The organism is Vibrio sp. 1580, from assembly GCF_033340055.1.
The window spans coordinates 210,284-223,794 of record NZ_JAWOVT010000005.1; the positions used below are offsets into that span (position 1 = coordinate 210,284).

A 13,511-nucleotide genomic window follows, 5' to 3' on the forward strand; every position below is an offset into this window, starting at 1 on the left:
CAACACTTATGCTTTAAATGCGTATCCGGATTCGAGGCTTTTGAATATGTAATAATAATTTTTTGAATTTTTACATCTCTTTGTGTGGAGCTGGCTTTCCCTTGTTAGTTGCAGGTAAAGGCTGGTGAGCCGAGTAAATTCAGTTCATGTCTTTCCAGTTTGCTAGCACAGCGATAATAAGCGAGAATACCGCACAATATCGAATAGTAGATATGCTTGCCTATTTTGTGAGCATGAAAGTAATTTAGAAGATTAACTAATGTCAAATCCCCTTTTTTTAGGCGAAGTGTCTAAGCGCAGAACGTTCGCTATTATTTCTCACCCGGATGCGGGTAAAACCACCATTACTGAAAAAGTACTGTTATTCGGAAACGCGATCCAAAAAGCAGGTACGGTTAAAGGTCGTGGTAACGCACAGCACGCAAAATCAGACTGGATGGAAATGGAAAAGGAACGTGGTATCTCGGTTACCACTTCTGTAATGCAGTTCCCTTACAATGACTGTCTGGTAAACCTACTTGATACGCCTGGACACGAAGACTTCTCGGAAGATACATACCGTACGTTAACGGCAGTAGACTCGTGTTTGATGGTTATCGATGCGGCGAAAGGTGTCGAGGATCGTACACGTAAGCTGATGGAAGTAACGCGTCTGCGTGACACGCCAATCGTAACCTTCATGAACAAACTTGACCGTGACGTTCGTGATCCAATGGAAGTATTGGACGAGGTAGAAAACGAGTTGGGCATGATGTGTGCGCCAATTACATGGCCAATCGGCTGTGGTAAAGAATTTAAAGGTGTGTACCACATTCACCGTGATGAAACGATTTTATACGAATCAGGTCACGGTCATGAGATTCAAGAAGTTCGAATCATCAAAGGTCTCGATAACCCAGAGCTTGATGAAAAAGTTGGTGCAGGCCTTGCGGAAAGTGTTCGAGAAGAGCTTGAGCTTGTCATGGGTGCTTGCCCTGAGTTTGATTTGGAAATGTTCCTAACAGGTGACCTGACGCCAGTTTACTTCGGTACTGCATTAGGTAACTTTGGTGTGGATCATATGCTAGACGGTCTAACTGAATGGGCTCCAGCGCCGAAAACTCGTCAAGCGGTTGAACGTGAAGTTGAAGCGACTGAAGAGAAGTTCTCTGGTTTCGTATTTAAGATCCAAGCGAACATGGACCCAAAACACCGCGACCGTATCGCATTCATGCGTATTGTATCGGGCACTTACACGCAAGGTATGAAGATGAACCACGTTCGTCTTGGCAAGCAAGTGAGTATCTCTGATGCAGTAACCTTTATGGCTGGTGACCGTGCACGTGCAGAACACGCTTACGCCGGTGACATCATTGGTCTACACAACCACGGTACTATTCAGATTGGTGATACCTTTACGCAAGGTGAATCATTGAAGTTCTCTGGTATTCCGAACTTCGCTCCGGAACTATTCCGTCGTATTCGCCTGAAAGATCCACTAAAGCAGAAGCAGCTTCTCAAAGGTTTGGTTCAGCTATCAGAAGAAGGTGCGGTACAGGTATTCCGTCCTCTACAGAACAACGATCTGATCGTTGGTGCCGTTGGTGTACTTCAGTTCGATGTTGTTGTGGCTCGTTTGAAATCTGAGTATAACGTTGAAGCGATTTATGAAGGCATTAACGTTGCAACTGCGCGTTGGGTTGAGTGTGATGATGCGAAGAAACTGGATGAGTTCCAACGCAAGAATCAAGCGAACTTAGCATTGGATGGTGGTGATAATCTAACGTATATCGCTCCAACAATGGTTAACTTAAACTTAGCGAAAGAGCGTTTTCCTGACGTTGATTTCCGTGCGACACGTGAGCACTAATTTGCGCGGTTAGGGTAAGCCGTAACGCAAACTAGATTTTAAAACGCCCTTGGCTATAAACTTAGCCAAGGGCGTTTTTATATAAGGATAAGATATGAATTGGTTTAAACGTGGGCTAAAGCGTTACGACAACTGGTGTAAAGAGATGGGGTTAACTCCCGATCAGAAACGCAGTTGTGTCCCATATCGAAAAGACCCTGCCCATCAAACTGAAGAGAAGAGTGAAGCCCAACGATCTTCTGATTTTCTGCCCGCAGATACAGATAAAAAGCGTCAAGATGAAGCTCTTTGATACGCACTGCCACTTTGATTTTGATGTGTTTCAAGATGACTTTGCGCATCAACTTGAGCTTGCTCAAACGCAAGGTGTCGCGAGAATTTTGATTCCTTCCGTCGGTCCGCAAAATTGGGCTCGTATTCAAACCTTGGCAGAGCAACATGCTAATTTGTATTATGCGCTCGGCTTTCATCCGTATTTTCTTGAAGATAACGTTGAGCAGCACCTTACAGAGCTAGAAGGCTATCTAAATCAAAAAGGGCCACAGTGCGTGGCAATAGGAGAGTGTGGTTTAGATTTTGCCATTGATGTTGACCCACAGTTGCAAGAAAAGACACTTGAAGTTCAATTTGAGCTGGCTAGACGCTTCGAACTCCCAGTTATTTTACATAGCCGAAAAGCGCACAATCGCCTCATTCAAATGGTGAAAGCGGCGAATCTCCCTAGAGGTGGTGTGCTACACGCTTTTTCTGGGAGTTATCAGCAAGCCATGGAGTGGGTCAAATTAGGTTTTTTTATCGGTGTAGGAGGAACGATTACCTACCCAAGAGCCAAGAAAACACGCGACGCAATTCAAAAATTACCACTCGAAAACCTAGTAATCGAAACAGACGCACCAGATATGCCTATACTTGGATATCAAGGGGAGTCAAATCACCCAGCCAAACTCATTCACGTCTTTAATGAGCTCGTAGAGTTGCATAACGGCCGAAAGCAATCGATTGCCTCTCAACTGTGGAAAAATAGCAATTTTGCTTTCTCGATATGTGAATAAAATCTAAAGATGTGGTTTGAAATCGAAAACGTTTTCCTGCTTATTGTGAATTAACTCACAAAGCTGGTTGAATCAATCATGAATCTTATAGGAAAGTGTGAGGCTGGCATTACTTTAATTGATTCTGCATGAGTATAATTGCCCCCGCTTTATAGCTCCATTTTGTAACACGCCAATAAATAACTTATAAGGAAGTCATAAACTATGAGCCTGTTTATGAGCCTAATCGGTATGGTAGTGCTTCTTGCGATTGCAGTGGCATTTTCTAACAACCGAAAAGCTATCAACTTTAGAACTGTGGGTGGCGCATTCGCTATCCAATTCGCATTAGGTGCATTTGTTCTGTATGTACCTTGGGGCCGTGATCTACTAAACGGTTTCTCTTCAGGTGTTTCTAACGTTATCAACTACGGTAACGATGGTTCATCATTCCTGTTCGGTGGTCTTGTTTCTGACAAGATGTTCGAAGTATTCGGCGGCGGCGGTTTCATCTTCGCATTCCGTGTTCTTCCTACACTGATCTTCTTCTCTGCACTGATTTCAGTTCTTTACTACATTGGCGTTATGCAATGGGTTATCAAGATTCTTGGTGGCGCACTACAAAAAGCGCTAGGCACTTCTCGTGCGGAATCAATGTCAGCGGCAGCTAACATTTTCGTAGGTCAAACTGAGGCACCTCTAGTTGTTCGCCCATTCGTTCCAAAAATGACTCAATCAGAGCTATTCGCGGTAATGTGTGGTGGTCTAGCTTCTGTTGCTGGTGGTGTACTAGCTGGTTACGCATCTATGGGTGTTCCACTAGAGTACCTAGTTGCGGCATCATTCATGGCAGCACCAGGTGGTCTACTGTTCGCTAAAATCCTTCACCCAGAGACTGACCAGCCTCACGAAAGTATCGAAGAAGCGATGGACGGCGGTGACGACAAACCAGTTAACGTAATCGACGCAGCTGCGGGCGGTGCGGCTTCTGGTCTACAACTTGCGCTTAACGTAGGTGCAATGCTAATCGCATTCGTTGGTCTAATCGCGCTAATCAACGGTATGCTAGGTGGCATCGGTGGTTGGTTCGGCATGCCAGAACTAACACTAGAGCTAATCCTAGGTTACGCGTTCTCTCCACTAGCATTCCTAATCGGTGTTCCATGGGCAGAAGCTGTAACAGCTGGTTCATTCATCGGTCAGAAAATCGTAGTGAACGAATTCGTTGCTTACTTGAACTTCACACCATATCTAGGTGAAAACGCTCAAGTAATCGCGGCAACTGGTGAAGTAATGTCTGAGAAGACAACAGCTATCATCTCATTCGCACTATGTGGTTTCGCGAACCTTTCTTCTATCGCGATTCTACTTGGTGGTCTAGGTAGCCTTGCACCAAACCGTCGTAGTGACATCGCTCGCATGGGTGTTAAAGCAGTTCTTGCAGGTACGTTGTCTAACCTTATGGCAGCGACAATTGCAGGCTTCTGCTTAAGCCTTGCAGCACTATAATTAGAATCGGTTCTTAATATATAGACGCCGTTTTACATCATGCCCTGTAGCAAGAGATTGCTGCGGGGCATTTTTCGTTTTTCGGGCTCCAAAATTTCATCGGGTGTTTGCCTTAGTCGAGGTATTACGCAGTCAATGGAATAGGGGCTAGGAAATTTTGAGATACAAACCGTTTGCGCTCTATTTGGTGCTACAGTTTTGCGGTGAAACTCTATAATGTATTAATCACAGGATAGTGGTTAAGCTTGATTCTTAATCACGTAATGAATATTACATAATCGATGGGCAAATGAATTGCCCTGCAATATCAGATCTAATAGGCGTTTTGCTTTGTGATGTGATATTAAAGACACCGCAATCATAGATTGTTGTGCCATAGGCCAAACTGGTACTGTGCGGTGACAAGGATAGCAATTGGCATATGATAAATTTTCGCTGTATATGCCGAGTCTTCAGGGAACCAAGTCCGTTCATTAATAGACTGTTTAGCCATTTACTCACATTGTCTCGACTTGTTGATTATAGTTAAAGACGTGATGTAAGGCTGAGTAGTGAATTTTTTGAATATTGATCGGAGATAGAAATGAGCGATTTAAAAGCAGCAGCGCTACGTGCACTTAAACTTATGGACCTAACTACGTTGAATGACGATGACACTGATGCAAAAGTGATCTCACTATGTCATGACGCGAAAACAGCAGTAGGCAACACAGCTGCAATTTGTATTTACCCTCGCTTTATTCCTATTGCTAAGAAGACACTTCGTGAGCAAGGTACGCCAGAGGTTCGTATTGCAACAGTAACGAACTTCCCACATGGTAACGACGACATTGAAATCGCAGTTGCTGAAACAAAAGCGGCGGTTGCTTACGGTGCAGACGAAGTTGACGTAGTTTTTCCTTACCGCGCGCTAATGGCGGGTGATGAGAAAGTAGGCTTCGAACTAGTTAAGCAATGTAAAGAAGCTTGTGGTGACATTCTTCTTAAAGTGATCATCGAAACAGGTGAACTAAAAGAAGAAGCACTAATCAAGAAAGCATCTCAAATCTGTATTGAAGCAGGTGCTGACTTCATTAAAACTTCAACTGGTAAAGTGCCAGTAAACGCAACACCAGAATACGCTCGCATGATGCTTGAAGTTATTCGCGACATGGGTGTTGCAGAAACTGTTGGTTTCAAACCAGCAGGTGGTGTGCGCACTGCTGAAGACGCAGCAGCATACCTAGCAATGGCTGACGAAATCCTAGGTGACAACTGGGTTGATGCTCGTCACTACCGTTTTGGTGCGTCTAGCCTGCTAACCAACCTACTAAATACATTAGAAGTATCGGACGACGTCGCTGATCCAACAGCGTACTAATTCCAATAATACGTCTGAACGGTAGCACCTAAACGGGTGCTACCAAACCTCTTCTATCCTACTACAACCATGGCTCAAAAGAGCTTGGGAGGCACTAATGTATTTACCACAAGAAATCATTCGTAAAAAACGTGACGGCGAAGTCCTAACCGCCGATGAAATCAACTTCTTTATTCAAGGCGTAGCGAACAACACGGTATCTGAAGGTCAGATTGCGGCGTTTGCTATGACGATTTTCTTTAATGAAATGACCATGGATGAGCGCATCGCCTTAACGTGTGCAATGCGTGATTCGGGCATGGTTATCGACTGGAGCCACATGAATTTCGGTGGTCCAATTGTCGACAAACACTCAACCGGTGGTGTGGGTGACGTAACTTCTTTAATGCTTGGCCCAATGGTGGCAGCGTGTGGCGGTTTCGTACCTATGATCTCTGGCCGCGGTCTTGGTCATACAGGCGGTACGCTGGATAAACTTGAATCTATCCCTGGTTACAACATTACGCCGAGCAACGATGTTTTTGGTCAAGTAACCAAAGACGCTGGTGTGGCGATCATCGGTCAAACTGGTGACCTTGCTCCTGCGGATAAGCGTGTTTACGCGACTCGTGATATTACCGCAACGGTAGACAATATCTCCCTGATTACGGCGTCGATCCTTTCTAAGAAACTGGCGGCGGGTCTGGAATCGCTAGTGATGGACGTAAAAGTGGGTTCAGGTGCATTTATGCCAACTTACGAAGCGTCTGAAGAGCTAGCAAAATCAATCGTTGCGGTAGCAAACGGTGCTGGCACTAAGACTACGGCAATTCTTACGGACATGAATCAAGTATTGGCGTCTTCAGCGGGTAACGCGGTAGAAGTTCGTGAAGCGGTTCGTTTCTTAACAGGTGAATACCGTAACCCTCGTCTACTTGAAGTGACCATGGCTTCATGTGCTGAAATGTTAGTACTTGGCAAGCTTGCTGAGAACACAGAAGACGCACGCGCAAAACTGATGGAAGTGCTGGATAACGGCAAAGCAGCTGAGTGCTTCGGCAAGATGGTTGCTGGCTTAGGCGGCCCTGCGGACTTCGTAGAAAACTACGACAACTACTTAGAAAAAGCAGAAATCATCAAGCCAGTTTACGCAACAGAAACGGGCATTGTCTCTGCAATGGATACACGTGCTATCGGCATGGCTGTGGTTGCTATGGGTGGTGGTCGTCGAGTCGCTACTGATGAAATCGACTACGCAGTTGGTTTCGACGAGTTCATCCGCCTAGGTGAGGTCGCAGACAGTGATAAACCTCTTGCGGTCATCCACGCTCGCACTGAAGAGCAATGGGAAGAAGCGGCAAAAGCACTGCGCAGTGCAATCAAAGTAGGTGGTGAATACACACCAACTCCAGAGGTTTACCGCCAAATTCGTGCAGAAGATATCTAATAGAACAAGTAATTACACAAGGCCTACTCAACCATAATAAAAAGCCGAGTGGGCCTAAGGAACGAGCAATGAAAAGAGCATTTATTTTAGTACTAGACTCATTCGGTATCGGTGCAACTGCCGACGCTAAAGAATTTGGTGATGTAGGTTCAGACACACTAGGTCACATCGCTGACCAATGTGAAAAAGGCTTAGCAGATAACGACAATCGCCAAGGTGCACTTCGCCTTCCAAATCTATCGAAACTTGGTTTGGCAATGGCGCATAAAGAATCGACAGGTCGCTTCGCACCTGGACTAGACACAGACGCTGAAATCATTGGTGCATACGGTCATGCAGCAGAGCTTTCTTCAGGTAAAGACACGCCGTCTGGTCACTGGGAAATCGCAGGTGTTCCTGTTCTGTTTGACTGGGGTTACTTCACTGACAAAGCAAACAGCTTCCCGAAAGAATTGACTGACCGCATTCTTGAGCGTGCGGGGCTTGACGGTTTCCTAGGTAACTGTCACGCGTCTGGTACTCAAGTTCTTGACGATCTTGGTGAAGAGCACATGAAGACTGGCAAACCAATCTTCTACACGTCTGCTGACTCTGTATTCCAAATCGCATGTCACGAAGAGACTTTCGGTCTAGACCGTCTACTAGAGCTTTGCCAAATCGCACGTGAAGAGCTAGAAGATTACAACATTGGTCGTGTTATCGCGCGCCCATTCGTTGGTGCTGGTAAAGGTCAATTTGAGCGTACAGGTAATCGTCGTGATCTTTCTGTAGAGCCACCATCAGCAACGGTTCTTCAGAAGCTCGTTGATGAGAAGCAAGGCAACGTGGTTTCTATTGGTAAGATTGCTGATATCTACGCAAACTGCGGCATCACTAAGAAAGTGAAAGCGACAGGTATCCCTGCATTGTTCGAAGCAACGCTAGAGCAAATCAAAGAAGCGGGCGACAACACGATCGTATTCACTAACTTTGTAGACTTCGACTCAGCTTACGGTCACCGTCGTGACGTAGCGGGTTACGCAGCGGCACTTGAGTACTTCGATGGTCGTATCAACGAAGTGCTAGAGATTATGGAAGAAGACGATGTGCTTATCCTAACGGCAGACCACGGCTGTGACCCAACATGGCCAGGCACTGACCATACTCGTGAGCACATCCCAGTATTGGTTTATGGTCAAAAAGTACCAGCTGGTTCTCTTGGCCGCCGCGAAACATTCGCAGATATCGGTCAAACATTGGCAAGTTACTTCGGTACTTCTCCAATGGATTACGGTAAGAACTTCCTATAATTAGTTAGGTTTTTGAAAACTAGGAGCTCGATTGCTCCTAGTTTTATGTTTGCAGTATGTAAATGCTGCTTGTCGGAAATGAGAATACTCTGGCTTATATCGCCTTAAGCGCGGAGCGCTAGAGAAAGGTTAAGGAAAAGAAAATGGCAACTCCACATATCAATGCTGAAATGGGTGCATTTGCAGACGTCGTACTGATGCCTGGTGATCCACTACGTGCAAAATACATCGCAGAGACTTTCCTTGAAGATGTCGTTCAAGTGTGTGACGTTCGTAATATGTTTGGTTACACAGGCACATACAAAGGCCGTAAGATCTCGGTAATGGGCCACGGTATGGGTATCCCATCATGCTCGATTTACGCGACTGAACTAATCAAAGACTTCGGCGTGAAGAAAATCATCCGTGTTGGCAGCTGTGGCGCAGTGAATGAAGACATCAAAGTGCGTGATGTTGTGATCGGCATGGGTGCATGTACTGACTCTAAAGTGAACCGTATCCGCTTTAAAGGTCATGACTTCGCGGCAATCGCAGACTACAACATGGTTCGTGCGGCAGAAGACGCTGCAAAAGCTCGCGGTATTGACGTTAAAGTTGGTAACCTATTCTCAGCAGAGCTTTTCTACACGCCAGATCCAGAAATGTTCGATGTAATGGACAAGTACGGCATTGTTGGTGTTGAAATGGAAGCGGCTGGTATTTACGGTGTTGCGGCAGAATACGGTGCAAAAGCTCTGACAATCTGTACGGTTTCTGATCATATCAAGACTGGCGAACAGACTACATCTGACGAGCGTCAAACGACATTCAACGACATGATGCTAATCGCACTAGATTCAGTATTGCTTGGTGACGAAGAGTAAGCGACGAAGAGTCATTCTATTTTTCGCTCTCAAGAGCTAAAAAACAGCCCGCACATTGCGGGCTGTTTTTATATGAGTTATTAGCGCTACCTAGTTACTTGGTTAGCAGAAGGTTTGGCGCTTTTTTACGACGTATCGGTTGTCGACGTAAAATCAAGATGAACAACATACCACAGACAAAGCTCATTAAGACCATCATGTACATATAACGATCACTCTTGCGATAGTGGTGGTCAGAAATAGCCGTCACCCGGCCCGTCTCAAAGGTCACGCGAACAAAACCGATAAGCGCACCATCTGCAAAAACTGGTTCAACCAACTGCTGGCGACCAATGGAAGCTGTTGCCAAAGGCGTATCCAGGCCAAGAACTTCGCGTACCGATAATGCCTCTTCACTAGACGCTAAACGTACACCCTGTGCATCGTAGATTGTTGCATCAAACACTAAACGGTCTTGTGCTAGCTGGTTTGTTAGCTGAAGTAATCGTTCTTGATCTTTAGTTAAAATCATCTCACTGGCAGAAAGAGACGCCTGTGAAATCAAAACTTTGGTGAGCGTTTCAAGCTGTTGTGCTTGAATTTTCTCATTACCCTTACTGATCACAACACTGTTTTTTATTGTGATAAACAACATCACACACAGTAGGATTAGTGCCAGAATTCTTAGGGCATTCCTTACTGAGAACAAAGATTCACTCATGCTCTTTACTCATCCATTTAAAATAAAACAAAGACTTGCCTTTTTAGTTTGTTGAGGTAACGTTTTAGCAAAGTCATAAGGGATTATATACATGGACGCGTCAAAAAGCTTGCCTATCAGAAAACATACGACACTTTTAAAACGATTACCCGAGACTCGATTTGCCTCCCAATTAGATAAAGCAAAAGCAAACTGGATCGTATTTGCTGAGTACCTTTCGCCAAGTCACTTCGAAGACATTGATTTCTTCACCGGCTTTTACAACCCAATACTAGAAACGTGGAAAGTTGGCCAATATGAAGTAGCCCTGATGGCCGGAGAGTTGACTCCTCAACATGAAACGATCTTACAAAGTCTCAACCTAGATTACGCCTCGCTTAATGAAGTGCCCGATCTATCAACCCAAGGGTTGATTGTATTTGATATGGATTCAACGGCGATCCAGATAGAGTGTATTGATGAAATCGCGAAACTGGCAGGAGTAGGGGATGAGGTCGCTGAAGTCACTGAACGTGCCATGCAAGGTGAGCTGGATTTTGAGCAAAGTTTACGTCAGCGAGTTGGTAAGCTCAAAGGTGCCGATGAATCAATTCTTGAACAAGTTCGTTCCCAGTTACCATTCATGCCGGACTTTGAAGCGCTAATTGCGACGTTGAAAGCCTTGGGCTGGAAAACAGCGATTGCCTCCGGTGGTTTTACTTACTTCTCTGATTACATCAAAGATAAAGTCGACTTAGACTTTGCTCGCTCCAATCAATTAGAAATTATTGACGGCAAACTCACGGGTAAAGTACTTGGCGATGTGGTAACGGCGCAGATGAAGTCTGACATTCTAGTGGAACTGGCGGATGAATATGAAATTGAGCAGCACAACACGGTTGCTGTCGGTGATGGCGCTAATGATCTTGTGATGATGTCGGTGGCAGGATTAGGGATTGCGTATCACGCAAAACCAAAAGTGGAAGCTCAAGCGCAATCAGCGATTCGCTTTGCAGGGTTGGGCGGTGTGCTCTGTATTTTATCTGGCGCATTGGTGAAGCAGCAAAAGGTCAGCTGGAAAGCTAAACCTTAACCATCCATTCAAAAACACCGCCAGAAAGGCGGTGTTTTTTTTCAATTTGGTATGACTTTGAATTTACTCGGTTAACTCCAATCTAATTACTACCTCTTCAGTAATGTCTTCAAATTCACTGTAACCAACGAGCGCCGTCAACTCTTTTTCTAACTTGCTTGCTTGATGTACACCAAATTGAGTTAAGTCACTTAAATCTTGTTGCAGTAATGATGTCATCGGATCGAAAATTGGCGCAGTAGAAAGGCGAATCACGTAAAAGTCACCCATCATTCGCGCTTTCTTTATAAATTGAATCCGCTCTTTTACGCTGTTGAACTCTTGATGAAGCTTTGACTCAATGCCTGTAATTTTATTGCCTACTTTTGCGGCGCTTATGTAGATATCCTGATGTCTGGCTTGAGCACCTTCTACACGTTTTATTGGCTCTGCGATTAATGTGCTTGTCCGGCCTTTAAAGATAGGTTCAAGTGACAACAGTTGGTCATGCCCAAGACGGGCAAAAAGTTCAATGTGTTTAGGTAGCGGCAAGTTCACCCCGATAACGGGGGTTTTTATTGAAGATGACGTACTCTTACTGATAAAAATGGGCGTGCTCAGCGTACGCGAGAGCAACATGCAGTGCAGTCTTTCAAGTAGAGCATTACTTGGTAGCGTCTCTTTTTGCGGGATTAGCTTGTCTTGATTGTGCTCGATAATGCTGTTGAAAAAAGCGATTACCTTCATGGTTTGGCTGCTTTCATCAATAACTAACTGCACGCTACAACCATCTGGGCTTACACGAATTACTCGGTATGGCACCGACATTAACGGCAATTTTTTATCGTAGAGTTGTAATTCTCGAAAGTTGATTCTTACCTCTTGCCCAGAACGTAACATCGTGGGCTCACTTAGCCTAATTCCGAGTCCTCGTTTGGAAAGGTCAACAGTACAGCCGCCTGTTTTAGTTTGTCCTGAGTACAACTCTAAAGGTGTTTTAAAACGATAACGAGGCTCTTTACGACGAGACTTTGCATCAAAATAAATGCCCTTTGGATTGCCAATAACTCTTCTCGGATGGCGAAACGCGTTTAACGTATTAGCGGGTAAGCGCGGCTTTTCAGTTAGCAGGTAATCCTGCCCTGACTTTTCGTCAGCAATTTCTTGCAAAATACCAATATGAGTCAGTGATTGAGACGTTTCTGCCAACTCTGGAGAGAATGCTGCTAGGTCTTCCTGTTCTTGCTCAGATAGTTCAAAGATTGAAATTCTAAAGGCGCGCCAACTCTCTCGTTTGCCACCTAAATGCCAAAATAGCTGGCGCTGTTCGCGAGTTGCTTCAGGGCGAAACATCGAATAGAAATAGGTTCGATTCTCGTGCTCGTGAGTAAATGAATAAAGGACATTGGTTGTTCCTTTCACACCAGGCTTAATGAGTGACGCGATGCGTTGCTCGTTGAATAAGGAACCAAACATTTGCTGGTTTCTCTCATCGTGCCAGTATTGCCAAAGCTTTTGATTGTTTGGCGTTAACATTGCTAATTTTAGGTCACTACCATCAAAGAATAGAGGCAAGCTGCTGGTGTGCTTTAGTGCGATGTGCTCATAACCGCGAGTTCGAGCTCGAATAATCTTGTCTTGATTGTCGTGACGAGCCCTTTTAGCAGCACTGTTGAGCGCTTCATCTATCACTCTGGTGACGACATTGGTGTCAGTTAAGCGTATGGTTCTGAGGTATCGAACTGAGTCATTTTCGTAACAGTCATCAACCGCGAGTATGCGGTATGCAAGCGGTTTCTCTATACCTGCAACGTTAGATTTGCTGGCAAATTCAGTAAACGTGACCTGAATAATTTCCCCAAGGTTATATTTAAACGCGCTAGGGACTTTGAACTTTGCGCCAGAGCTAGATAAATCAATGCTTAATCCATGAAGAAGCTGTCCTTTAGAACGGCAAATTTCAACTTGAGATTGGACTTTCAAGCGTTTTTCTTGGCGCTTTAAATCGTAGCCTAGGTGAACAGGTTCTGCTAAGAACGGGCTTTTAGGATCCGTTAACGATTGCGTTTTTTGCTGAGTAAGGCGCTTGCTCATTACGCGAAAGTTATTTCGCGTGTTGACTAATGCTTCCCACATTCCTTCCGTGTAGCAGCCAAACTTTTTGATGTTTTTATGGTAAGCGTTGAAAGCAACATCATCCAACCAATGTGGAATACCATCCAAAATATACTCGCGACATTCGCCTTGAACGCGACCTCGCAAATCAATACTTTTTTTGCATGGAGCCATTAAGCGGTTAAGTTCCATTTTAACCAAAATTTTGGCCGAAGGCGGCTCTTCCTCGGTCAGTTGGCCAAGGACAAAGTCAAAGTCATTCGTACCGTAAACGGGAATGAGTCGTTCTGCGAGCGAGAGAATTTCAGATTGCTGCAT

General features: G+C 44.9%; 12 protein-coding genes. 9 read left to right on the forward strand and 3 right to left on the reverse strand.

The window, feature by feature from the left end:
• Window positions 1-259: 259 nt before the first annotated feature.
• The 4 genes from prfC (at window position 260) to R7093_RS10245 (ending at window position 4,389) form a co-directional block, all read left to right on the forward strand.
• The gene (gene prfC / locus R7093_RS10230) at window positions 260-1,849 is read left to right on the forward strand and encodes a peptide chain release factor 3 (RefSeq protein ID WP_033905573.1); all 1,590 of its coding nucleotides are present in this window, start codon (window positions 260-262) and stop codon (window positions 1,847-1,849) included.
• Between the two features lie 94 nt (window positions 1,850-1,943).
• Window positions 1,944-2,141, forward strand: coding sequence for a DUF5363 family protein (locus R7093_RS10235; protein WP_033905572.1), 198 nt, complete (start codon window positions 1,944-1,946; stop codon window positions 2,139-2,141).
• The gene (locus tag R7093_RS10240; protein WP_033905570.1) at window positions 2,128-2,901 is read left to right on the forward strand and encodes a TatD family hydrolase; all 774 of its coding nucleotides are present in this window, start codon (window positions 2,128-2,130) and stop codon (window positions 2,899-2,901) included. Before R7093_RS10235 ends, R7093_RS10240 begins: the two co-directional genes overlap by 14 nt.
• A gap of 204 nt (window positions 2,902-3,105) precedes the next feature.
• A complete protein-coding gene (locus R7093_RS10245) occupies window positions 3,106-4,389 on the forward strand; it encodes a NupC/NupG family nucleoside CNT transporter (protein ID WP_005380131.1) in 1,284 nt (427 codons plus the stop codon).
• Window positions 4,390-4,747: 358 nt separating this feature from the next.
• On the opposite strand, the gene R7093_RS10250 is transcribed toward R7093_RS10245, so the two are convergent.
• Window positions 4,748-4,882 carry a hypothetical protein gene (locus R7093_RS10250; RefSeq protein WP_005391675.1) on the reverse strand — a complete coding sequence of 45 codons (135 nt, stop codon included), beginning with the start codon at window positions 4,880-4,882 and terminating at the stop codon, window positions 4,748-4,750.
• A 90-nt stretch (window positions 4,883-4,972) separates the two neighbouring features.
• Here R7093_RS10250 and deoC point away from each other — a divergent pair, with 90 nt between their 5' ends.
• The 4 genes from deoC (at window position 4,973) to deoD (ending at window position 9,327) form a co-directional block, all read left to right on the forward strand.
• On the forward strand, window positions 4,973-5,749 hold the full coding sequence (deoC, locus tag R7093_RS10255) for a deoxyribose-phosphate aldolase (RefSeq protein ID WP_005380133.1): 777 nt from the start codon (window positions 4,973-4,975) through the stop codon (window positions 5,747-5,749).
• A gap of 97 nt (window positions 5,750-5,846) precedes the next feature.
• The gene (gene deoA / locus R7093_RS10260) at window positions 5,847-7,175 is read left to right on the forward strand and encodes a thymidine phosphorylase (RefSeq protein ID WP_005380134.1); all 1,329 of its coding nucleotides are present in this window, start codon (window positions 5,847-5,849) and stop codon (window positions 7,173-7,175) included.
• 68 nt (window positions 7,176-7,243) lie between these two features.
• Window positions 7,244-8,464, forward strand: a complete 1,221-nt coding sequence (locus tag R7093_RS10265) for a phosphopentomutase (protein WP_017635882.1) — start codon at window positions 7,244-7,246, stop codon at window positions 8,462-8,464.
• Window positions 8,465-8,607: 143 nt separating this feature from the next.
• Window positions 8,608-9,327 (forward strand): purine-nucleoside phosphorylase, encoded by a 720-nt coding sequence (gene deoD / locus R7093_RS10270; RefSeq protein WP_005380140.1) that lies wholly within the window; start codon window positions 8,608-8,610, stop codon window positions 9,325-9,327.
• 94 nt (window positions 9,328-9,421) lie between these two features.
• Here the strand turns inward: deoD and R7093_RS10275 are convergent, their stop codons facing one another.
• Window positions 9,422-10,027: a YtjB family periplasmic protein gene (locus tag R7093_RS10275; RefSeq protein ID WP_005391677.1), complete on the reverse strand. Its 606-nt coding sequence runs from the start codon at window positions 10,025-10,027 to the stop codon at window positions 9,422-9,424.
• Window positions 10,028-10,118: 91 nt separating this feature from the next.
• Between R7093_RS10275 and serB the strand changes: the two genes are divergently transcribed.
• Window positions 10,119-11,099 (forward strand): phosphoserine phosphatase, encoded by a 981-nt coding sequence (serB, locus tag R7093_RS10280; protein ID WP_005380142.1) that lies wholly within the window; start codon window positions 10,119-10,121, stop codon window positions 11,097-11,099.
• A gap of 63 nt (window positions 11,100-11,162) precedes the next feature.
• Here serB and R7093_RS10285 read toward each other — a convergent pair whose 3' ends face one another.
• Window positions 11,163-13,511, reverse strand: coding sequence for a PilZ domain-containing protein (locus tag R7093_RS10285; RefSeq protein WP_005380143.1), 2,349 nt, complete (start codon window positions 13,509-13,511; stop codon window positions 11,163-11,165).